Source organism: Streptomyces sp. DG2A-72 (assembly GCF_030499575.1).
Classification (GTDB): Bacteria; Actinomycetota; Actinomycetes; order Streptomycetales; family Streptomycetaceae; genus Streptomyces.
Window position 1 is genome coordinate 1,421,570 of sequence record NZ_JASTLC010000001.1, and the last position, 22,849, is coordinate 1,444,418.

Annotated in this window: 17 protein-coding genes, 3 pseudogenes and 1 riboswitch; of the genes and pseudogenes, 11 read left to right on the plus strand and 9 right to left on the minus strand. The window is 69.6% G+C overall.

Features of this window, described 5'->3' with window-relative positions:
* The first annotated feature begins 68 nt into the window (after positions 1–68).
* Positions 69–1,845 (plus strand): annotated as a pseudogene (locus QQY66_RS06950) (substrate-binding and VWA domain-containing protein).
* Between the two features lie 10 nt (positions 1,846–1,855).
* On the opposite strand, the gene QQY66_RS06955 reads toward QQY66_RS06950, so the two are convergent.
* Positions 1,856–3,373, minus strand: coding sequence for a glutamate-cysteine ligase family protein (locus QQY66_RS06955; RefSeq protein ID WP_301978201.1), 1,518 nt, complete (start codon positions 3,371–3,373; stop codon positions 1,856–1,858).
* Between the two features lie 558 nt (positions 3,374–3,931).
* On the opposite strand from QQY66_RS06955, the gene QQY66_RS06960 reads away from it, so the two are divergent.
* From QQY66_RS06960 to QQY66_RS06970, 3 genes are all read left to right on the plus strand, one after another.
* Positions 3,932–4,516 (plus strand): hypothetical protein, encoded by a 585-nt coding sequence (locus tag QQY66_RS06960; RefSeq protein ID WP_301978202.1) that lies wholly within the window; start codon positions 3,932–3,934, stop codon positions 4,514–4,516.
* A gap of 447 nt (positions 4,517–4,963) precedes the next feature.
* Entirely contained in the window at positions 4,964–5,158 is a 195-nt protein-coding gene (locus tag QQY66_RS06965) for a DUF5999 family protein (RefSeq protein WP_301978203.1), read from the plus strand.
* A 258-nt stretch (positions 5,159–5,416) separates the two neighbouring features.
* On the plus strand, positions 5,417–6,460 hold the full coding sequence (locus QQY66_RS06970) for a LacI family DNA-binding transcriptional regulator (RefSeq protein WP_301978204.1): 1,044 nt from the start codon (positions 5,417–5,419) through the stop codon (positions 6,458–6,460).
* Here QQY66_RS06970 and QQY66_RS06975 read toward each other — a convergent pair.
* From QQY66_RS06975 to QQY66_RS07005, 7 genes and pseudogenes are all read right to left on the minus strand, one after another.
* Entirely contained in the window at positions 6,453–7,508 is a 1,056-nt protein-coding gene (locus tag QQY66_RS06975; RefSeq protein WP_301978205.1) for an endo-1,4-beta-xylanase, read from the minus strand. The genes QQY66_RS06970 and QQY66_RS06975 overlap by 8 nt on opposite strands.
* Before the next feature lie 46 nt (positions 7,509–7,554).
* Entirely contained in the window at positions 7,555–8,319 is a 765-nt protein-coding gene (locus QQY66_RS06980) for a carbohydrate ABC transporter permease (RefSeq protein ID WP_301987204.1), read from the minus strand.
* 56 nt (positions 8,320–8,375) lie between these two features.
* Positions 8,376–9,374 (minus strand): carbohydrate ABC transporter permease, encoded by a 999-nt coding sequence (locus QQY66_RS06985; protein WP_301978206.1) that lies wholly within the window; start codon positions 9,372–9,374, stop codon positions 8,376–8,378.
* Positions 9,375–9,380: 6 nt separating this feature from the next.
* Complete coding sequence (locus tag QQY66_RS06990) at positions 9,381–10,673, minus strand: extracellular solute-binding protein (protein ID WP_301987206.1); 1,293 nt, start codon at positions 10,671–10,673, stop codon at positions 9,381–9,383.
* 148 nt (positions 10,674–10,821) lie between these two features.
* On the minus strand, positions 10,822–11,046 hold the full coding sequence (locus QQY66_RS06995; protein WP_301978207.1) for a hypothetical protein: 225 nt from the start codon (positions 11,044–11,046) through the stop codon (positions 10,822–10,824).
* Between the two features lie 350 nt (positions 11,047–11,396).
* Positions 11,397–11,901, minus strand: a pseudogene (locus tag QQY66_RS07000) (potassium-transporting ATPase subunit KdpA); the annotation flags it as partial.
* A gap of 223 nt (positions 11,902–12,124) precedes the next feature.
* Positions 12,125–12,313, minus strand: a pseudogene (locus tag QQY66_RS07005) (amino acid permease); the annotation flags it as partial.
* A 354-nt stretch (positions 12,314–12,667) separates the two neighbouring features.
* Between QQY66_RS07005 and QQY66_RS07010 the strand changes: the two are divergent.
* The 7 genes from QQY66_RS07010 to QQY66_RS07040 all read left to right on the plus strand — a co-directional run bounded on the left by QQY66_RS07010 (position 12,668) and on the right by QQY66_RS07040 (position 19,541).
* Positions 12,668–14,617 (plus strand): APC family permease, encoded by a 1,950-nt coding sequence (locus tag QQY66_RS07010; protein WP_301978208.1) that lies wholly within the window; start codon positions 12,668–12,670, stop codon positions 14,615–14,617.
* A 157-nt stretch (positions 14,618–14,774) separates the two neighbouring features.
* Positions 14,775–15,302: a hypothetical protein gene (locus QQY66_RS07015; protein ID WP_301978209.1), complete on the plus strand. Its 528-nt coding sequence runs from the start codon at positions 14,775–14,777 to the stop codon at positions 15,300–15,302.
* Positions 15,303–15,427: 125 nt separating this feature from the next.
* The gene (locus tag QQY66_RS07020; protein WP_301978210.1) at positions 15,428–15,823 is read left to right on the plus strand and encodes a molybdopterin-binding protein; all 396 of its coding nucleotides are present in this window, start codon (positions 15,428–15,430) and stop codon (positions 15,821–15,823) included.
* 163 nt (positions 15,824–15,986) lie between these two features.
* Positions 15,987–16,808: a molybdate ABC transporter substrate-binding protein gene (modA, locus tag QQY66_RS07025; RefSeq protein WP_301978211.1), complete on the plus strand. Its 822-nt coding sequence runs from the start codon at positions 15,987–15,989 to the stop codon at positions 16,806–16,808.
* A gap of 17 nt (positions 16,809–16,825) precedes the next feature.
* Entirely contained in the window at positions 16,826–17,644 is an 819-nt protein-coding gene (locus tag QQY66_RS07030; protein WP_301987208.1) for an ABC transporter permease, read from the plus strand.
* Between the two features lie 358 nt (positions 17,645–18,002).
* Positions 18,003–19,094: an ABC transporter ATP-binding protein gene (locus QQY66_RS07035; RefSeq protein ID WP_301987209.1), complete on the plus strand. Its 1,092-nt coding sequence runs from the start codon at positions 18,003–18,005 to the stop codon at positions 19,092–19,094.
* A gap of 27 nt (positions 19,095–19,121) precedes the next feature.
* On the plus strand, positions 19,122–19,541 hold the full coding sequence (locus QQY66_RS07040; protein WP_301978212.1) for a molybdopterin-binding protein: 420 nt from the start codon (positions 19,122–19,124) through the stop codon (positions 19,539–19,541).
* Between the two features lie 48 nt (positions 19,542–19,589).
* On the opposite strand, the gene gcvP is transcribed toward QQY66_RS07040, so the two are convergent.
* Complete coding sequence (gene gcvP, locus QQY66_RS07045; RefSeq protein WP_301978213.1) at positions 19,590–22,475, minus strand: aminomethyl-transferring glycine dehydrogenase; 2,886 nt, start codon at positions 22,473–22,475, stop codon at positions 19,590–19,592.
* Between the two features lie 175 nt (positions 22,476–22,650).
* Positions 22,651–22,746: riboswitch (glycine riboswitch) on the minus strand.
* Positions 22,747–22,849: the final 103 nt, after the last annotated feature.

Sequence of the window (22,849 nt, forward strand, 5' to 3'; positions counted from 1 at the left end):
GTACCTCCCCTTTGCATGCCATGTGGCCGTTTCCCGCCACTGGGTCGACAGGGAGGGGCACCACCGTCATGGGACGTCACAGCTTGCCCGATCAGTATGGGGCGGGCGGCAGCGACCCCCGTCCAGGCGCCCGCAGCCGCACGGTGGCCGTCGCCACGGCGCTGGTTCTCGCCATCGCCGGGGGCACCGCGGTCGCCGTCCAGAGCGGGCTGCTCTCCTTCGGCTCCTCCTGCCAGGACGACCCGGTCCGGCTGAAGCTCGCCGCCTCCCCGGGCATGGCCCCCGCGCTGCGGGAGGCGGCGAAGCAGGCGCGCGAGGACGACATCACCTCCGGCGGGCGGTGCGTCGCGGTCTCGGTGAGCGCACGCGACCCGTACAAGGCCGACGCGCTCGCCACGGGCGAGAAGGCCGACGTCCAGGTGTGGGTGCCGGACTCGGACGTGTGGGTGCAGCGGGTCACGGCGGACAGCGGTGCCACGCAGGTGACTCCGGCAGGCACGGTGGCGTCCACTCCGGTCGGGGTGGCGATGGTGCCGTCGGCCGCGAAGTCGCTGGGGTGGCCGAAGCGGACGTACAGCTGGATGGAGCTGGCCGGGACCAGCCTCCAGGACGACGCCCTCAGGCTCGGCGCGGCCGACCCGGCGCGCAGTGCGACCGGGGTGCTCGCACTCACCCAGGTCGGCACGGCCGCCGCGCGGATCAAGGGCGGGGACACCCAGGCCGCGGCCCTGATGAAGACGCTGTCGCAGCGCACCTCCGACAGCGACACCCAGGTCCTGGACACCCTGCCGCGTGACTCCTCGGGCACCGAGCAGGGCAACCCCAGGCGCAACCAGGCGCTGATCCTCAGCGAGCAGGCGGCGTTCGCGTACAACTCCTCGGCCGCGGGCGCGGGCAGCCTGGACATGTTCTATCCGAAGGACGGCTCGCCCCGCCTCGACCACCCCTACACCCTGGTCGACCAGACGCGGCTGTCGACGGACGAGAACCGGGCCGCGATCCGGTTCATGAGCCATCCGCGGCAGCCGGAGCAGCGCCGGGTGCTGGAGAGGTACGGCTTCCGGACCTCCGACGACGAGGTGTCGGAGGCGTTGGTGACCAAGGCAGGGGGCAGCCGCCCGCAGCCGTACGCGCAGCCCGCCGAGCGGCCCGCCGACGAGATCGCGCTCCAGGAAGCGCTCGGCATCTGGACGATCACGGTGCAGAGCGCCCGGATCACCACCGTCGTGGACGCCTCCTCGTCCATGTCCGAACCCGTCGGCAACACCGGACAGAGCCGTATGGACGTCACCAAGGCCTCGCTGTTGCAGGCCCACGCCACGTTCACGCCCGAGGACGAGATCGGGCTGTGGGACTTCTCCACCAAGCTGGACGGCGACAAGGACTACCGCGTCCGCGTCCGCGTGCCGACCGAGCGGCTCGGCGACCGGACCGTCGAGGGCACACAGCGGGATCTGCTGTCGGCGGCGTTCAGCGCGCTGGCGCCGGTGCCGAACGGAGCGACCGGGCTGTACGACACGACGCTCGCCGCGTATCAGGCGGCCACGTCCTCGTACGGCAAGGGCAAGTTCAACGCGCTGGTCATCCTCACCGACGGAGTGAACCAGGATCCGGGCAGCATCTCCCGCTCCGGCCTCGTCGAGCGGCTGGAGCAGCTCACCAACCCCGAGCGCCCGGTCCCGCTCATCATGATCGCCGTCGGCCCGGACGCCGACCGCGAAGAGGCCGAGCAGATCGCCAAGGCGGCCAGCGGCTCAGGACACGAGGTCAGCGCCCCGTCGCAGATCCACTCGGTGAATCCTGCAGGCGATCGTCGCGGCAGGGGCGCGGGGAAGTCAGGGGTGACCGTCGGCTCCTACCCCATCGGGACCGCCTCGGGCAGCCCCACCGGCCAGGTGTGCACCGGCTCCCCGTGGTGCATCAGTTCGCGGTAACGCTTGGTGGTGGCCGCCAGCGCGGCCTCCCGGGACAGCCCCGTCTCCAGGGCCCGGTGGAAGGTCGCCGACTGCCATGCCGCCCCGTTGACCCGGCGCCGGCAGCGCTCCTCGATCACGCCGAGATACAGGTCCCGGTCGGCCGGATCGACGCCCCACGCGTCCAGCCCGGCTTCGGCGAGCGGCAGCAGTTCGTCGCGTACGAGGCTCACCGCGTCGACCTCGGTGGTACCGCCGTAGCGCCCGCGCCGGGGCCAGATCAGGCGGGCGTCGATGCCGTGCCGGCACGCGGTGTCGAAGTTGGCGGCGGCCGCCTCGAACGGCAGCCGGGACCAGACCGGCCGGGACTCCTCGGCGAGGGCGCGGACGACGCCGTAGAAGAAGGCGGCGTTGGCGAGGACGTCCGTGACGGTCGGCCCGGCGGGCAGGACGCGGTTCTCGACGCGCAGGTGCGGGATGTCGTCGGCGATGCCGTAGACGGGCCGGTTCCAGCGGTACACGGTGCCGTTGTGCAGGACGAGTTCGGCGAGTTTCGGGGTGCCGCCCGCGTCGAGGACGGCGAGGGGGTCCTCGTCGTTGCAGATCGGCAGCAGGGCCGGGAAGAAGCGCAGGTTCTCCTCGAAGAGGTCGTACGCCGAGGAGATCCACCGTTCGCCGAACCAGGTGCGCGGCCGGACGCCCTGGGCCTGGAGCTCGGGCGGGCGGGTGTCGGTGGACTGCTGGAACAGCGGCGGCCGGGACTCGCACCACAGCTCGCGGCCGAACAGGAAGGGCGAGTTGGCGCCCACGGCGATCTGTGCGGCGGCGACGGCCTGCGCGGCGTTCCACACGGCGGCGAAGCGGCCCGGCGTGACCTGGAGGTGCAGTTGGACCGAAGTGCAGGCGGCTTCCGGCGCGATGGACCTGGAGGTGCAGCGCAGATGCTCCACGCCCGCTATGTCGAGCACGAAGTCCTCGCCGCGGGCGGCCACGATCTGGTCGTTGAGGAGGGTGTAGCGGTCGACGTCGGAGAGGTTCGTGGAGACCAGGTCGTCGCGGTCGAGTGTCGGCAGAATACCGATCATCACGATGCCCGCATCGACCTCGCGCGCTTTCCGGTCGGCATATGCCAGTGAGGTGCGCAGTTCCTCGGCGAGCCGGTCGAATACCCGCCCGGTCAAGCGATGTGGGGCTATGTTGACTTCCAGGTTGAACATGGCGAGTTCTGTTTGGAAATCTCGGCTTGCGATCCTCTCCAGTACTTGCGCATTCAGCATTTTCGGCATGCCGTCGGCACCGGTGAGATTCAATTCGATCTCCAGCCCCATGAGGTTCTTCGGGCGATCGAACCGCTGCTCCGCCAGAAGCCGCTCCAGTCCCGTCAGGCACTCCCGGAGCTTGCCGCGGTGCCGCTGCCGATCGGACAGGTCGAACCCGCCTGCCACGACCTTCTCCCCCATCGAAGCGTCCCTCCTCGAATGGGCAGGCCGATCAGGTCCGGCCGCCGGTGTCCCGGGTCAGGTGGGATGATGCCCAGCCGAAGCGATCGATAACGTCGCGGGCGGAGCGGGCGCGCGCTACCCTGGCGGACGTGACCGGCGGCACATTCACCGGGCATGGCACATAGTGCAGTTTCCGGCACCTTGCCAACTCGTGAAAAACACCGACGAGTATTGGCCGACCGCTTCATCCACATTTCCCGAGGTCATCGCCGGGCGACGGGTTCGGAACCGGGATGATTCCCGCTTGTCGCCGACCGAATGGACCCTTGCCGAAGTCCCCGGAAACAGCTAGACGAAACACAATCTGAACACGTGTCGTATAAACTCCGCGAACAAGGCAGAGGGTTGGCGCCCCGGTCCGGGTTCCTGCCGTCAGGTGACGTGCGGCAGGCTTCACTCACACCCACGCATCCCCAGACCCCGGCCCCCGCCTCTCTGACCCCGCGAGCTGACAGCGCCGTCCGCCCCCGCCACGCCCTCGCGCCACTGTGCCTGTCGAATGAGAGGCGACCCACCATGCCGCTGCATGTCCCCCCGGCTCCAGCGCCCGCCCTTCGCTCCGTCCTCACCGCCCTCGGTTCCCCCACCGCGGTCCGCGAGGCCCGGACTCCCGCCCTGCGCACCGCGCAGGGCACCGCCACTCCCGAACTCCCACTGCCCGTGCACGTACTCGACCGCATCACCTCCGAGGGCGTGTCCGCGACACGGCTGGCCGGGTGGCGCTTCCTGATCCGCTGCGGCGACCGTGCGGTGGCCGCGGCCGAGACCATGCTGACCCCTGACGGCTGGGCCTTCTCGCACTTCTTCGAGGGCCCGTACGTCGCCTCCACCGAGCGCGCGCTGCGCCAGGCCGAGTCGGTGACCGGGGCCTACCAGCCGCGCCTGCTGTCGCTGCCCGGCCTGTACATGCTCACGCTGTGGCTGCACGGCGACTGCTCCTCGGACGGCACCACCGGCCACCCCGCCGCGACCGACCTGCTCGTCCCGCTGGCGCCGGCCCCGCCCGGCATCGCGGCACACCGGCCGCACCAGGTCGCCGAGCTCCTTCCGATGCTCACCCACCGAGTGACACCCGCCCCGCTGCTCGGCCAGCCCGCCTGACCGACCCGTCCCGCGAAACACCCTCGTACCCCGCCGCCGGAATTCCGGGTAGCGGGGTACGACGCTGTTTCCGGTACCCGTACGCTCGTACGCGCTACAGGAATACTTGTACGCGCTTGGAACCCCCATCAAGCCTTATCACGCTCGCACGAGCATTACCGCGCTCGAACGAGCCGAAAAGGGTCCGTCTCCCCGTCCTGACTAGCCCCATCCGACCATCCCGAACCACCCGAAGTGGCAGTGCAGTTGGAATGAACCCTCCGCGCGGGTGATGCGTCCTGAACCTGTGAGAAGCGGTGCCGCTAAATCCCTGCGGATTGACGCCCGTGGGGCAACACTGGGTTCGACCGACTTATACAAACGGGGGCGGCCATGAACGAGGCTTCACGCCACAGGACAGACCCGACAACCCACTCACTCCACACGACAGAGCGAAAGATCCCACCCATGTGCCAGCACCAGCCACCCTGTCCGACAGCCGAATCAGCCGACCGGGAGTCCGCCCGACTCGTGGCGCACCACCCGGAGCAGGGATGGAGCCTGCTGTGCAACGGCGTTCTGCTGTTCGAGGACACCGGTGAGCTTCTGCCCGACGGCCAGATCATCGCCCCGCACCGTGCACAGGTGATGACCGCGGCCTGAGCGGCACCGGGCGGACGGACATCCCGCCCGGAGATATGAGGGGCCGGACGCAGACCCATCCTGCGAACCGGCCCCGACGCATGTCGAGCATCGGTCACTCCCCGTAGTCCCCCGTGTGTGATCCGGTCCCGTGATCCGGTCCGCCTCACCCCATTCCCTTCCCAACACCACCCGCTTTCCGGAAGACTCCTGGAAGTTTCGAGGCGTGTGTCCGGTACGGCGGTGGCGGATGCGCAACCGGTCGACGGAGGTGGGGAATTGGCAGCACGCGAGGCCGATGCCGAGCAGGCGCCGGAGGACGGGGGCAGGGTCACCATCACGGAGATCGCCCGGCAGGCCGGGGTCTCGGTGCCGACCGTGTCCCGGGTCGTCAACGGCCGCTCGGACGTGTCGCCCCAGACCCGCGCCCGCGTGGAGGACCTGCTGCGCCGGCACGGATACCGCAGGCGCCCCGCGACCTCCGCCACCCGTGCCGCCCTGCTCGACCTGGTCTTCAACAGCCTCGACAGCCCCTGGGCCGTGGAGATCATCCGGGGTGTGGAGGAGGCGGCCCACACGGCCGGCGTCGGCACTGTGGTGTCGGCGATCCACGGACGCTCGGGCGACGCCCGCGAGTGGATGCGCAACCTGCGGGCCCGCGCCTCCGACGGCGTCATCCTCGTCACCTCGGCCCTGGAGCCGGTGCTGTACGAGGAACTGCGCATCCTCGGTGTCCCGCTCGTGGTCGTCGACCCGGCCGGCTCGCCCGCCCTGGACGCGCCCACCATCGGCGCCGCCAACTGGTCCGGCGGCATGGCGGCCACCGAGCACCTGCTGGCCCTCGGCCACCGCAGGATCGGCCTGATCGCCGGGCCGCCCCGGCTGCTGTGCTCCCGGGCCCGGCTGGACGGCTACCGTACGGCCCTGGAAAGCGCAGGTCTCACACTCGACGACGCCCTCGTCGTGCCCGGCGACTTCCACCCCGAGTCCGGATTCGCCGGCTGCAACGCCCTCCTGGACCTGCCCGATCCGCCCACCGCCGTCTTCGCGGCCAGCGACCAGATGGCGCTCGGCGCGATCGAGGCGTTGCGGCGGCGGGGCCTCAGGGTGCCGGAGGACATGAGCCTGGTCGGTTTCGACGACCTTCCAGAAGTCCGCTGGTCGGCCCCACCGCTCACCACCGTCCGCCAGCCGCTCGCCGACATGGGCAAGCTCGCCGTCCGTACGGTGCTGCGCCTGGCCCGCGGCGAGCAGCCGGACTCGCCGCGGGTGGAGCTGGGCACGGATCTGGTGGTGCGGTCGAGCACGGCCCCCGCTAGCTGAGCGCCTCCCGGATCGCGAAGTACGCGGGCTTCGGCCGCAGTTCCTCGTCCCAGGGCAGCGCCGCGCCCTCACCCTCGAAGAACGCCGGGATCCAGGAGTATTTGTCGGTGTAGTCCCACAGTGTGATCCCCACGCACCGCCGCACGGCGAGGCACGCCTCGGTCATGCCCCGGTACCACTCCGCCTGTGTGGCGAGCTTGGCGTCGTCCGACGGCACATACATCCGCACGTCGACCTCGGTGAGCGCGGTGTCGAGTCCCAGGCGGGAGAAGCGGCGCAGGTTGTCCTCCAGGGTGCTCGGATAGCCGTACTGGAGGGCGAGGTGGGCCTGCAGGCCGAAGCCGTGGATCGGGACGCCCTGCGCCTTCAGCTCCTTGACCAGCCGGTAGTAGGCGTCGCTCTTCGGGCCGATCCCCTCGACGTTGTAGTCGTTGAGGTAGAGCTTGGTCTTCGGGTCGGCCTGGTGGGCCCAGCGCAGGGCGTCGGCGATGTAGCCCGGGCCGAGGGTCTTGTAGAAGATCGTCGCCCGGTAGGTGCCGTCCTCGTTGAAGGCCTCGTTGACGACGTCCCAGGCGTAGACCTTGCCCCTGTAGTGGCGTACTTCCGTCTGGATGTGCTTCTTCAGTACGGCCCTCAGCTCGTCGGCCGTCCAGTCGCGCGAGGTGAGCCAGTCGGGGAGCTGGCTGTGCCAGACCAGGGTGTGGCCGCGTACGCGCTGGTGGTTGGCGCGGGCGAGGTTCACGATCTCGTCGCCCTGGGAGAAGTCGAAGACGCCCTGCTGGGGCTCGGTGGCGTACCACTTCATGCCGTTGCCGGGGGTGATCATGTCGAACTCGGTGCCCAGGATCGCCTTGTACGGCTCGTCGGTGAGCTCGGGGTTGTCGGTGGCGCTGCCGAAGTAGCGGCCGTGGCGCTGGGCGAGTTCGGCGAGGGTCGGCTGGTCGGGGGTCGGCCGGTCCTCCCCCGCCTGGGCCGCCGGAACGCCGGCGGCCAGGAGCAGGGCGACGAGGGCGCCGGTGAGTCTGAGCCGTGTGCGGGTGGTGCGCATGGTGCGACTCCTCACGGTCGATGTGGTGTACGTCCGCCGGCGCGGGTCATCCCTTGGTGGCGCCGGCGGTGAGGCCGCCGACGAGCTGACGCTCGGCGACGGAGTAGAAGGCGAGTGCGGGGACCATGGCCAGGACGAGGTAGGCGAAGACCCTGGCGTACTCGGCGGAGTACTGGCCCTGGAACTGCTGGACGCCGATCGGGATGGTCCACCACGTGGAGTCGGTGAACACCAGCAGCGGAAGGAAGAAGTTGTTCCAGCTGGTGACGACGGCGAGCACGGAGACGGTGCCGAGCGCGGGCCGCGCCATCGGCAGCAGGACCCGCCAGAAGAACCCGAGCGGGGTGCACCCGTCGAGCGTGGCCGCCTCCTCCAGCTCTCCGGGGATCTCCCGGAAGAAGCCGCGCAGGATGATGATGGTCATCGGCAGCCCGAACGCGGCCTGCGGCAGGATCACGCCCAGCGGGTTGTCCAGCAGGCCCAGGTAGCGCAGCAGCAGGAACAGCGGCAGCGCCGCCACCGCGAAGGGGAACATCAGCCCCATCGTGAACAGAGTGAAGAGGAACTCCCGGCCACGGAAGGCGAACCGCGCGAAGGAGAAGGCGGCGAGCGCGGACACCGCGACGACGAGAACGGTCGTACCGATGGCGATGAACGTGCTGCTGCCGACCAGCCGCCAGAAGGAACCCGAGCCGAGGATGTCGGTGTAGTTGGAGGTCACCCACGACTCGGGCAGCCCGGTCGGGTTCCGGGAGAGCTCGTCGGTGGACTTGAAGCCGGAGATGACCGCGTAGAGCAGCGGTACGCCCATGATCGCGCCGACGAGGACGAGGATGACATGGACCGGGAGTTTCCGCGCCCGTGCCTTCACTTCTGGCCTCCCCGCATGGTCGTGGTCGCCCCTTCGAGGTCGCGGCGGAGCACGAACCGCTGGTAGGCGAGGGCGAAGACGAGACTGATGCCGAACATGACCACGCTGATCGCGCTGGCATAGCCGACCTGATAGCGCTTGAAGCCGTACTGGAACATGGTCACGGCCATGGTCTCGGAGTGATGGTCGGGGCCGCCCGCGGTGGTCACCCACACCAGGTCGAAGAGCTGGATGGCGCCGATGACGGACAGGAAGACGCTGATGCGCAGGGTGGGCGCGAGCAGCGGAAGGGTGACATTGCGGAAGCGCTGCCAAGGGCTCGCGCCGTCGATGAGCGCCGCCTCCGTCAACTCGGCCGGGATGGACTGGAGTCCGGCCAGATAGAGCATCATGTGGAAGCCGAAGTACTTCCAGGTCATGACGAGGAACAGGGTCGCCATGACGGTGGAGGGATCGGCGAACCAGGTCCCGCCGAGCCCGTCCAGGCCCACGCTGCCCAGGACATGGTCGGCGAGACCGTCGTCCGGGGCGAAGATCATGGCGAACAGGATGCCGGTGATGGCCTCGGACAGTACGTACGGCGCGAAGAACAGCATCCGGTACACGGCCCGGCCGCGGATCCGCTGGTTGAGCAGGACGGCCATGGCGAGCGCGAACGGCAGTTGCAGGGCGAGCGACAGCAGGACCAGAACGAGGCAGCGCCACAGGTCGCCCAGGAAAACCGGGTCGTCGAAGAGCCGGGTGAAGTTGTCGACGCCGATGTAGTCGGAGGGCATGCCGAAGCCGCCCCAGCGGAAGAAGGCGGCGTACAGGGCGAACAGGATCGGCAGCAGGACGAGCACCAGGAACAGCACCAGCGCGGGCAGTTGGAAGCCGACCGCGGTGAGCCAGTTCAGCGCCCGCCGCCGGGCCCGCCCCCGGCCTGCCCTGACTGCCGGGGGCGGAGTGCCGGCGTCGGGGCCGGTCCGCTTGTCCGGAAGGAACGTGGAGGTCATCGGGGCCTACTGCTCTTCCTTCGCGGTCTGTGTGATCGACTCGGTGACCTGCTCGGGCGACTTGGAACCGGCGATCAGCGCGCCCACACTGTCGTTGACCTCCTGACCGAGCGCGGGCGCGTACGCCTGGTCCAGGTAGAGCTGGAAGCCGGTGGAGCCCTTCAACTGAGCTTGTACGGCCTTGAGGTTGGGGTCGGTGAGGGCGCTCTCGGCGCCGGGCACCACCGGAATGGCGCCGGTCTTCTTGACCAGTTCCAGGTCCGTCGCCTCGGAGGCGAAGAACTCCAGGAAGTCGACGGCCGCCTGCGGAGCGCCCTGCCGCAGGGCATGTCCGCCGCCCCCGCCGAACACCTCGGTGATGGCGCCCTTGCCGCCCTCGACCTCCGGGAACGGGAAGAACCCGAGGTCGTCGCCGAGGCCCTTGCCCGCGTCCGCCTGGACCACCGGCGCCCACTGGCCCATGAGTTCCATCGCCGCCTTGCCGTTGCCGACGGCTGCGGCCTGGCCGGTGGGGCTGGAGTAGGCGGCGCCGAGGAACCCCTTCTGGAACGGCTGGAGGTCGACGAGTTCCTTGAGATGCTGTCCGGCCTGGACGAAGTCGGCCCCGCTGAAGTCCTTGTCGTCGTTGGCCTTCTCCAGCGCGCCGGCGCCCGCGGTGCGCATCGCCAGATACGCCCAGTAGTACATGCCGGTCCAGGTCTCCTTGCCCGCGAGGGCGAGGGGGGTGATACCGGCGGACTTCAGCTTGCCGACCGCGTCGAGGAAGCCGCTCCAGGTGGTGGGCGGCGTGGCGATGCCTGCCTGCTTGAACAGCGCCTTGTTGTACCAGAAACCGATCATGCCGATGTCGAACGGGACGCCGTACAGCCGGTCGTCGAGCAGATACGGCTCCTTCGCGACCGCCAGCAGACCGTCGGCCCACGGCTTCGTGCGGTCCGTGAGGTCCTCGACGAGCCCGGCGTCGACCTGCTGCTTCAGGACGCCGCCGCCCCAGGTGTGGAAGATGTCCGGCAGCTTTCCGGAGGCGGTCAGCGCCGTCATCTTCGATTTGTAGGCGTCGTTCTCCAACTGGACGATCTTTATCTTGACCTTGGGGTTCTGGGCCTCGAACTTCTTCGCGAGGCCGGCCCAGACATCCTTGGTCGGCTGAGTGGTGGAGATGTTCCACCACTCGACCGTGGTCGTCCCCGAGGATCCTCCGTCCGAGTCGCCGCCGCAGCCGCTCAGTGCCGTCATGCCCAGACCGGCCGCGGCGGAAGCCGCCAGGAAGCCGCGGCGGGACAGTGCCCGGTCGCCCATCATGCGCTCCTTGGATACGGGGACGGCGCGTCCACGCCCCGCCCGCTGGACCGAAAGTTTCGGAACAATTCCAGAAAGCTTCGTTGTTGCCGCACCCTAGAGACAGCGGCCAAAGCGTGGCAACCCCTTGTACACAGCGAATCTGCGGTCAGGGCCAGAGCGTGCGGCGCTGCTGACGCAGGGCGCGTGCCGTCCATGCCCTCGAGGAAGAAGGCGACCGTGTCGGGGCCGTCGGCGCGGACGCCGAGCGCCGTCGGCGGCCGGAAGGCGGTACGAGGTCGGAGGCACAGGTCGCGACGACGAGCGTGACCGGTCCCGACAGCAGGGCGCGCACCGCAACTCGCTGCCGCAGCGGGCCGATTCGGGCGATCATGCTCACCTCTCCCCCAAGGCGGGCCGCGACCCGGCCGCCGTGATGCTGTCGGCGTCGCCCGACGAAGGTGTGGCTGGCCGGTTCGAGGGGATGGCGGGACGACGGCGCCGCGTGGGACTCGCGCACCGGGCCTACGCGCGGCCACGATCGGCAGTCCGGTGCCGCTGTGGGGCAGGAGCGGGTTGGCGGGCGCCGACTCGAAGGGGCCAGCATGGAAGCCACCGATCACCGGGTCTCGTACGCCCGCATGCGCCAGCCTCTCCCCATACCCAACGAAACATTCGACTTCGCCGACGAACATTACGGTGTCGTCCGGGGACGGTCAGGAAAGCGGGGAGACGGCCGTCGCCGTGGGCACTGTTGGCGTTGAAGTAGCCGCCACCGTTGGTGCCGATCTCCTTGATGGCCTTCTGCGAGGCGACCGCGCCGCCCCTCCACTGCTGTTGGCCGCCCATGAACTGACCGACTTCATGGATCCCGGAGAAGTTCTGGATGACACCGCACGCGACCAGCACGACCGCGGCGACGGCCGCCAGCGGCAGCAGGATGCGTACGACACCACGCACCAAGTCGGCCCAGGAAGTTGCCGAGTTCACCGGTACGGGAACGCGCGAACCCTCGTACGAGCGCCACTGCTACGGCGATACCGACCGCGGCCGACACGAAGTTCTGCACGGCCAGACCGGCGGTGTTGAACGCCTGGTCCGGATCGATCGAGGCGAACCCGAGCGAGCCGGGCAGGACACCCTGGAGCCGCTGGAGGGCGTACAGGAAGAGAACGCCGATCACGGAGAAGGCCAGCACCCCGCGCAGGTACGCGGGCCAGCGCATCTCGGTGTCGGGGTTGGCTCCGATCCCCTCCTCGCCCTGATCTTTCCGGAGAGGTTCTGAGAGCAGATATGGGTCCCGTACTCGCCACCAGCGCGAAGACCGCGATCGTGGTGGATACCGCCGCCATTGACGGGTCCCTCACGGGCACTGCGCGGCTTTGACGGAACTCTTACGGCGCGTATGGCGCGGGTCTCAGCACAGCCGCAGTCGGCAGATCACGGCGTCCGTCTCCCGCCGTACGCGTGCGGCGCCCCAGCGAGCGACGCTCACAGTCCAGCCGGACCAGCGGCACCCCCGGATCCCAGGCCAGCTCCAAGGCATACAGCGCAGCCCGGTCCTCGGGACCGCGGTGCAGACGGTGCACGGTCTCGAAAGCCACCACAAGCAGGCGCAGGGCGATGACAATCAGCCAGGCGCCCTCCTCGAACTTGAGCGCCGCTTGAACTTCACAGCACGGCAAGGGAGTTGACGTACATGTCGAAGGCGTGGGCGGCGAGAAGCGGCGCGCTTCGCTCGCCCGCCCTTCCCGGACATGACGCTGAGTATCCGTACCGCCGCCACCGAGCCCCGCTTCGCCCATACAGCGCAAGGGCAGCGACAGGGCAGCGACAGGGCTCCTGTAGTCCACTTCTTGATGTGCCACCCACGCTGACACGGCCAGTCTTGACGCAAGCTTGACGCCTCCGGCCCCCTCATCCGTGGGCCCGGGCGTCACTCTCCGCTTACGCTGGTGCGGCCGTCCGCGTGATGGCCGGAATCGCACGCTGAGCAGCACATCAGGAGCACGCAGATGGCCACCACGGAACAGCCGCCCAGCCGACTGCGGGCCTGGATGCTGGAGGGCTTGTCCGACATGGGCAAGGGCGGCGCCCAACACACTCCGCACGCCGAGCCGAAGGCGGCCGAGGGGCAGCCCTGGTACCGCGTGATGTGCCTGACGGGCGTCGACTACTTCTCGACCCTCGGCTATCAGCCAGGCATCGCGGCCCTCGCGGCAGGCCTGCTCTCACCCATCGCGACCATCGTCCTCGTGATCGTCACCCTGGCGGGCGCGCTGCCGGTCTACCGACGCGTCGCCGAGGAGAGCCCGCACGGGCAGGGCTCGATCGCGATGCTGGAACGGCTGCTCACCTTCTGGAAGGGCAAGCTCTTCGTCCTGACCCTGCTCGGCTTCGCCGCCACCGACTTCCTCATCACCATCACGCTCTCCGCCGCGGACGCCTCCACCCACCTGGTGGAGAACCCTCATCTGCACAGCGCCCTGCACGACCAGCAGATGCTGATCACCCTCGTGCTCGTCGCCCTGCTCGGCGCGGTGTTCCTCAAGGGCTTCCTGGAGGCGATCGGCGTCGCCGTCGCCCTGGTCGCGCTCTATCTGGCGCTGAACGTCGTCGTCGTGATCGTCGGCCTGTGGCACGTCATCACCGAAGGACACGTCGTCACCGACTGGTCGAGCGCCCTGACCGCCGAGCACGGCAACGTCTTCGTCATGATCGGCATGGCCCTGATCGTCTTCCCGAAGCTCGCCCTCGGCCTGTCCGGCTTCGAGACCGGCGTCGCCGTGATGCCACACGTCAAGGGCGATGCGGGGGACACCGAGGAGAACCCGAAGGGCCGGATCCGGGGCACCAAGAAGCTGCTCACCGCGGCCGCCCTGATCATGAGCTGCTTCCTGATCTGCACCAGCTTCATCACCACGCTGCTGATCCCCGAGAAGGAGTTCGAGGACGGCGGCCAGGCCAACGGCCGCGCCCTCGCGTTCCTGGCGCACGACTACCTCGGCGGCGCCTTCGGCACTGTCTACGACGTCTCGACGATCGCCATCCTCTGGTTCGCCGGCGCCTCCGCCATGGCCGGCCTGCTCAACCTGATGCCCCGCTATCTGCCGCGCTACGGCATGGCCCCGCACTGGGCCCGCGCGGTGCGCCCGATGGTCATCGTCTTCACCCTGATCGCCTTCCTGGTGACCTGGATCTTCGACGCCGACGTCGACGCGCAGGGCGGCGCCTACGCCACCGGTGTGCTGGTGCTGATCAGCTCCGCCGCGATCGCCGTGACGATCGCGGCGCGGAAGGCCGGACAGCGAAACTGGACCATCGCCTTCGCCGTGATTTCGGCGGTGTTCCTCTACACGACGATCGTCAACGTCTTCGAGCGCCCGGACGGCGTGAAGATCGGTGCCTGCTTCATCGCGGGCATCATCATCCTGTCCCTGGCCTCCCGGCTGGCCCGCGCCTTCGAGCTCCGCGTCACCAGCGTGACGATGGACGACATGGCGGAACGATTCGTCCGGGACATCGCCAGCCGCAAGATCCGGCTCATCGCCAACGAGCCCGACGCTCGCGACATCGCCGAGTACCGGGACAAGATCGAGCAGATCCGGCAGGACAACGACGTCCCCGAGCAGGAGGACTTCGTCTTCGTCGAGGTGACGGTCACCGACCCGTCCGAGTTCGAGTCCGGCCTGACAGTGCGCGGCGAGGTCATGCACAACCGCTATCGCGTCCTGTCCCTGGAGTCCTCGTCCGTCTCCAACGCCCTGGCCGCGCTGCTCCTCCACGTCCGCGACACCACCGGCTGCATCCCGCACATCTACTTCGAATGGACCGAGGGCAACCCCTTCGCCAACTTCCTGCGCTTCTTCCTCTTCGGCCAGGGCGAGGTCGCCCCGGTCACCCGCGAGGTCCTGCGCGGGGCAGAACCGGACCGCGCCCGCCGGCCGCGCGTGCACACGGGCTGAGCGGGGAGGCCGGTTCGCGACGCGGACACCGGGAGGGAATCCCGTATCCGGCGATCGCGCTGCCGTGCGCTGGAATCGCGTCAAAATGCGGGCGTACGGCGCCAGAACCCCGTCAACGACACCGCCGCCGTACGACCGAGGACGTACCGTCGGCCCCATGCGACCGAGCGGACCGCCGAGCCCGGCCGACGACCGCCACTGGCGCGGCAGCGTCCGGTTCGCGGCGGCGTGTGCTCTCGCCTTCGGCGCGATGGCCCTGATGGTCGACTGGGACGCGCACACTCTCAACCCGCCCCGCACCCTGCTGTGGCTCACCCTCGCGGCCACGGTCTTCGCGGTCCTCCTCCCCCAGCGCATCACAGCGGGCCCCGGCTGGCTCACCACCCGCGGCCCGTTGACAAGCCACACGGTCCATACGGACGCGCTGGTCGCGGTACGCCAGTACGGCGACGTCTCCTCGCACCTGATCCTGCGCGACGCCCATGGTCACCGCCTGGAACTCGACCCCCGCGTCCTGATCGCCAACCCCCTCCTCTGGCACGAACTCGACACCGGCGTCCGGCGCTCCCTCGAATGCGGCACGCTGTGCCGGAACTCCAAGGACTCGGACGTCCTGCGCCGGCTCCGGCACCGCATCGACGACGAGACCGCGCAGGCGGTACTCAGGGCTTCGGGGATTTCCTGAGGGGTCGAGCGTCCCATCGCCCCAGGCCGAAAGGGCCTCGTTCCCCTGATGGAGAGGCCCTCAGCTCGGACTACGGCCAACCCCCACGTCCACCACCACCCGCTCCCCGCCCTATCGTGACCGGCATGCAGTCCTACACGATCGGCCAGGCGGCTCGGCTGCTCGGCGTGAGCCCGGACACCGCACGCCGTTGGGCGGACGCGGGCCGGATGGCGACCCATCGCGACGACAGCGGGCGACGGCTCATCGACGGACGAGACCTGGCCGCGTTCTCGGTCGAACTCGCGAAGACGGGAACCGGCGACGAGGAGGCCCCGTACACCTCGGCCCGTAACGCCTTCCCCGGCATCGTCACCGCGATCAAACTCGGCGACGTCGCCGCCCAGGTCGAGATCCAGGCCGGCCCGCACCGTCTCGTCTCCCTGCTCACCCGCGAGGCCGTCGAGGAACTGGGCCTGGAGGTCGGCATGGAGGCCACGGCCCGCGTGAAGTCGACGAACGTGCACATCGACCGCGCCTGAGCACAACCGGATCTCCGCACATAGGAACATCTACGCCCGCTCTCCCCTGCTCTTGCGATGCAACAGGAGACTTACGCCTCGCAGATGCGACAGTATGATCGACGCATCGGAAGAGCCCGGGGACCCTTGGGAACCCTCCCCGGGAGACAGAGGGAGTGGACCTGTGATATCCCGTTCCGCGCGCCGGACCCGCCGGACCCTGCAGGCGGCCGGCGCAGGGGCCGCACTGCTGCTGGCCCTGACGGCTTGCTCCTCTTCGTCCGACTCCGCAGCGGATTCCGACCCCTCGTCATCGGGGTCGCCGAAGCTGTCCGGCACCGTCACCGTCTTCGCCGCCGCCTCCCTCAAGGAGAGCTTCACGGCCCTGGGCAAGGAGTTCGAGAAGGAGCACCCGGGCACGAAGGTCACCTTCAGCTTCGGCGGCAGTGACAGCCTCGCCGCGAGCATCACGGGCGGCGCCCCGGCCGACGTCTTCGCCGCGGCCAGCGCCAGGACGATGGCGATCGTGACGGACGCGAAGGCCGCGGACGGCACCCCGTCCACCTTCGTCCGCAACGAGCTGGAGATCGCCACACTGCCGGGCAACCCCGACAAGATCGCCTCCCTCAAGGACCTCACCAAGTCCGGCCTGAAGGTGGTCCTGTGCGACAAGACGGTGCCGTGCGGCGCCGCCGCGGAGAAGGCCCTGCAGGCCGGCGACCTGAAGCTCACCCCGGTCTCCTACGAGCAGGACGTGAAGAGCGCCCTGACGAAGGTCGAGCTGAAGGAGGCGGACGCCGCCGTGGTCTACAAGACCGACGTGAAGTCGGCGGGTGGCAAGGTGGAGGGCGTGGACTTCCCCGAGTCGGCCGAGGCCATCAACGACTATCCGATCACCCTCCTCAAGGACGCCCCGAACCCCGAGGCGGCCAAGGCGTTCATGGAGCTGGTGAAGTCGGCCGCGGGCCAGCAGGTCCTGACCGAGGCGGGATTCCTCAAGCCGTGAGAGGGCCGGCCGAGACGATCGAGAGCGAGCGCGCCCGTACGCGCATCCGCACCCGCCCCCGCCTGGTGCCGCTTCCCCTGCTGATCCCGGCCCTCCTCGGCCTGGCGTTCCTGCTGCTCCCCCTCGTCGCCCTGCTCGTACGGGCGCCCTGGCGCACCCTGCCCGAGCAGCTGACCAGCGCCGAGGTGTGGGAGGCGCTGCGCCTGTCGCTGGTGTGCGCCACAGCGGCGACGGCACTGAGCCTGGTCATCGGCGTCCCACTGGCGTGGCTGCTGGCCCGCACGGACTTCCCCGGCCGGGGCCTGGTCCGCGCCCTGGTCACCCTGCCGCTCGTCCTGCCCCCGGTGGTGGGCGGCGTGGCCCTGCTGCTGGCGCTCGGCCGCAACGGCGTCGTCGGCCAATGGCTGGACGAGTGGTTCGGCATCACGCTCCCCTTCACCACCACCGGCGTGGTCCTGGCGGAGACGTTCGTGGCGATGCCGTTCCTCGTCATCAGCGTGGAGGGCACGCTACGGGCGGCCGACCCCCGCTACGAGGAAGCAGCCACAACACTCGGCGCCTCCCGCTTCACGGCATTCCGCAGGGTCACCCTGCCCCTCATCGCCCCGGGCATCGCAGCGGGCTCGGTCCTGGCCTGGGCACGCGCCCTCGGCGAGTTCGGCGCAACGATCACTTTCGCCGGCAACTTCCCCGGCCGCACCCAGACAATGCCGCTGGCCGTCTACCTGGCCCTCCAGAACGACCCAGCAGCAGCCATCGCCCTGAGCCTGGTCCTCCTGACCGTCTCCATCGCAGTCCTGGCAGGGCTTCGGGACCGATGGATGACACCATCATGAGCAACACCTGCGAATCCGGCCCCGCAACGGCGGACAATCGCGCCCCCATCCCCGCCCTTGGCGGCCCTGGCGAAACCGGCTGCGGTTCGGCAGCGCCCGAAGGGGCGCGGGGAACTGCGCGACCAGCCACAACGGAGCCCGCGGACGATCGACGGCCTATCGCTGCACTCGCCGCAGAGCGCTTGGCTGCGGGCAGTCGTGCCTCCCCCAGCGCCTCAAGGGCCTGGGGACCCCCAGGCGGCACGGGTGGGCGCAGCGGCACCCCGCCGGCGCGGGCTAGCGAAACCCACCCACCAGCACCAGCACCGGCCCACCACGTAACCTCCCGCCCCGCGCCCACCCCTCGGACGTGCACCCCATGACCGACCTCGACCCCACACCCCCCGACCAGCTCACCAGCCGCACGAACACAGACGGCCTGGACGCCCACCTGGTCGTCACCCGTGGCCCCTTCCACCTGGACATCACCCTCACCGCCGCCCCCGGCGAGGTAATCGCCCTACTCGGCCCCAACGGCGCAGGCAAGACCACCGCCCTCCGCGCCCTCGCCGGCCTCACCCCCCTCACCGCCGGCCACCTCCACCTGGACGGCACCGAGTTGCACCACACACCCCCGGAATCCCGCCCGGTCGGCGTCGTCTTCCAGGACTACCTCCTCTTCCCCCACCTCACCGCCCTGGACAACGTCGCCTTCGGCCCCCGCTGCCAGGGCGCCACCAAGACCGGGGCCCGCGCCCAGGCGGCCGAGTGGCTGGACCGCATGGGCCTCACCGCGCACACCACCGCCAAGCCCCGCAACCTCTCCGGCGGCCAGGCCCAACGCGTAGCCCTCGCCCGCGCCCTCGCCACCCGCCCTCGCCTACTCCTCCTCGACGAGCCACTCGCCGCCCTGGACGCCCGTACCCGCCTCGAAGTCCGTGCCCAACTCCGCCGCCACCTGGCCGACTTCGAGGCAGTCGCCGTCCTGGTCACCCATGACCCCCTGGACGCCATGGTGCTGGCCGACCGACTGGTCGTCATCGAGCACGGCGGAATCGTCCAGGAGGGCACCCCGTCCGACATCGCCCGCCATCCCCGTACGGACTACATCGCCCAACTGGTAGGCCTGAACCTCTACAAGGGACAAGCAGCGGGCCACACGGTCCACCTCGATGGCGGCCCTGACATCACCACCACTGAAGACCTCGCCGGACCGGTCTTCGTCGCCTTCCCTCCCAGCGCGGTCACCCTCCACCGCGACCGCCCCACCGGCTCCAGCGCCCGCAACCTGTGGCGCTGCGAAGTGGCCGGCCTGGAAACCCACGGCGACCAGATCCGCACGGACCTCACCGGCGAACTCCCGCTCGCCGCCGACCTCACCACGGTCGCCGCCGCCGAACTCGATCTGCACCCGGGCGCCCCGGTGTGGGCAACGGTCAAGGCGACGCAGACCCACGCATACCCGGCATGAGCCGCCCGGAGCCCTAGGTTGATGCCCATGACCCTGAGCATCCGCAACCAGCTCCCCGGCACCGTCGTCACTGTCACGCCCGGCGAGGTGATGGCAACCGTCGGCGTCCGCCTCACCGGCGGCCAGAGCCTCACCGCGGCGATCACCCTGGAAGCCGTGACCGACCTCGGCCTCACCCCGGGCTCCGCCGTCCGTGCCCTCGTGAAGTCGACGGAGGTGTCCCTGGCCACCGCCCCGGTCGAGGGCCTGTCCATCCGCAACCAGCTCCCCGGCATGGTCACCGACATCACCACCGGCAACGCGATGGCTTCCGTGAAGATCGGCGTCGAGGGCGGCGAACTGACCGCCGCGATCACCAAGGAGGCCGCCACGGACCTGGTCCTGTCGCCCGGCACGCCGGTGGTCGCGTTGATCAAGTCGACCGAGGTCTCACTGGCGACCACATGACGCATCGGGGGCTCCGCCATGACGGCGGAGCCCCCGATGACGTACAGCTCAGTCCTCGTACTCGTCCAACGGCGGGCAGGAGCACACCAGGTTCCGGTCACCGAAGGCCTGGTCGATCCGCCGCACCGGCGGCCAGTACTTCCCGGACACCGAGACGCCCTCCGGGAAGACGGCCTCCTCGCGTGTGTACGCGTGCGTCCACTCCCCGCCGAGCGCGGCCGCGGTGTGCGGCGCGTTCCGCAGCGGGTTGTCGTCCGCGGGCCACTCGCCCGAACCGACCTTCTCGATCTCCGCCCGTATGGCGATCATCGCCTCGCAGAACCGATCGAGTTCGATCAGATCCTCGGACTCGGTCGGCTCGATCATCAGCGTCCCGGCCACCGGGAACGACATCGTCGGCGCGTGGAACCCGTAGTCGATCAGCCGCTTGGCGACATCGTCGACGCTCACCCCGGTCGCCTTGGTCAGCGGCCGCAGATCGATGATGCACTCGTGCGCGACCAGCCCGCCGGGACCGGTGTAGAGCACCGGGTAATGCGGCTCGAGCCGCTTGGCGATGTAGTTGGCGCTGAGCACCGCCACCTGCGTGGCCCGCTTGAGCCCCTCGCCGCCCATGAGCCGGACGTACGCCCACGAGATCGGCAGGATCCCGGCGGAGCCCCAGGGCGCGGCCGAGATCGGTCCGACACCCGTCTCCGGGCCGGCGGCAGGCTGCAGCGGGTGGTTCGGCAGATACGGCGCCAAGTGCGCACGCACACCGACGGGCCCGACGCCCGGACCGCCACCACCGTGCGGAATGCAGAAGGTCTTGTGCAGATTCAGATGCGAGACGTCACCGCCGAAGTGCCCCGGCTTGGCAAGCCCCACAAGGGCGTTGAGGTTGGCGCCGTCGACGTACACCTGGCCACCCGCCTCATGCACCTGCGCGCAGATGTCGGCGACGTGCTCCTCGAACACACCGTGCGTCGACGGGTACGTGATCATCAGCACCGACAGCTCGTCGCGGTACTGCTCGATCTTCGCCCGCAGATCCGCCACGTCGATCTCGCCGTCCTCGGCGGTCTTCACGACGACGACCTTCATCCCCGCCATGACGGCACTGGCGGCGTTGGTCCCGTGCGCCGAGGACGGAATGAGGCACACGGTCCGCTGCTCGTCCCCGTTGGCCCGGTGATACCCGCGTACGGCGAGCAGCCCGGCGAACTCGCCCTGCGAACCGGCGTTGGGCTGCAGCGACACCTTGTCGTACCCGGTGACCTCGGCGAGCCGCTCCTCCAGCTCACGGATGAGCGTGACGTAGCCCTGCGCCTGCTCGGCGGGCGCGAAGGGATGCAGCTGCCCGAACTCGGGCCAGGTGACCGGCTCCATCTCGGTGGTGGCGTTGAGCTTCATGGTGCAGGAGCCCAGCGGGATCATGCCGCGGTCCAGCGCGTAGTCCCGGTCGGCGAGCCGGCGCAGATAGCGCAGCATCGCGGTCTCGGAACGGTGCTGGTGGAAGACGGGGTGGGTCAGGTACTCGTCGGCGCGCAGCAGCGCGTCCGGCAGCGAGTCCTCAGCGGCGGAGTCCAGCGCCTTGATGTCGGCCTCGACCCCGAACGCGGTCCATACGGCGCCCACTTGGGCCCGATTCGTGGTCTCGTCGCAGGCGATCGACACGAGGTCGGCGTCCACCAGCCGCAGGTTGACGCCGTTCTCACGCGCGGCGGCGACGACCTCGGCCGCCTGCCCCGGAACCCGGACGGTGACAGTGTCGAAGTAGGCGCCGTGGACGACCTCGGCACCACCGCTCCGCAGCCCCTCGGCGAGGATCGACGCATACCGGTGCGTCCGGCCGGCGATGCCCTTCAGCCCCTCGGGCCCGTGGTAGACGGCGTACATTCCGGCCATCACGGCGAGCAGCACCTGGGCGGTGCAGATGTTGCTGGTCGCCTTCTCGCGACGGATGTGCTGCTCACGCGTCTGCAGAGCGAGCCGGTACGCCTTGTGCCCGTCCGCGTCGACAGACACGCCCACCAGCCGTCCGGGCAGGCTGCGCGCGAACTTCTCGTGTACGGCCATGTAGCCGGCGTGCGGCCCGCCGAAGCCCATCGGCACACCGAACCGCTGCGTCGTACCGACGGCGATGTCGGCACCCAGCTCACCCGGCGACTTCAGCAGCGTCAGCGCGAGCAGATCGGCGGCGACGGTGACGAGCGCGCCCAGCTCGTGCGCCCGGTCGATGACCGGCTTGATGTCGCGTACGGCACCGGAGGCGCCCGGGTACTGGATCAGCACGCCGTTGATCTCACGCTCGGCGAGTTCGGCCGGGATGCCCTCGCAGAGGTCGGCGACGACGACCTCGACGCCGGTCGGCTCGGCCCGCGTCTCGATCACGGCGATGGTCTGCGGCAGCGCGTCCGCGTCGACCAGGAACAGGCCCTTCTTGTTCTTGCCCATCCGCCGGGACAGCGCCATCGCTTCGGCGGCGGCCGTGCCTTCGTCGAGCAGTGAGGCACCGGAGGTCGGCAGCCCGGTGAGGTCGGCGACCATGGTCTGGAAGTTCAGCAGCGCCTCGAGCCGCCCCTGGGAGATCTCCGGCTGGTACGGCGTGTAGGCCGTGTACCAGGCCGGGTTCTCCATGACGTTCCGCAGGATGACGGGCGGCGTGAAGGTCCCGTAGTACCCGAGCCCGATCATGGAGCCGAGCACCTGATTGCGGTCGGCCAGCGTGCGCAGCTCGGCCAGCACCTCGGCCTCGGTGCGCGCACCCGGCAGCTCCAGGTCGTCGGCGTTCTTGATCACATCCGGCACCGCGGCGGTGGTCAGCTCGTCGAGGGAGCCGTAGCCGACCTGCGCGAGCATCTTGGCCCGCGCCTCCTGGTCGGGCCCGATGTGGCGCTGCTCGAAGGGGATTCCCTGTTCGAGCTCGGAGAGCGGAATGCGGTGGGCGGTCATTGCGGAGGCCTCCTGGTCTGACACGACCTTCGAGGGACACCACGGCGCGGGTGCCCGGACGGCCTCCCCCTCTGTCATCTCAACCTGAGAGCTTCACCGGACGCACAAGGGCACCCGGCTTTCACCGTCGGTGAGAGCGGAAGCCGTCGACACCCGCCCTGCTTTCCAGAGTGACCTCGTCCGTGCGGTACGTGAGCCTGAGAGATTCCGGGGAGGATTTGCTCCTTCGGCGCCTCCGGTGGTGTCCGGAGGACTCTCCCGCACGGGGTCAGCAGCCGCTGCCAGAGTACCAGCGAGGTCAACGCCGCAACCTTCGAGTGGCCACCTTGGTGAATCTGCTCTTTTGTGGTGCTTACGGATGAGTTGCAACCAAT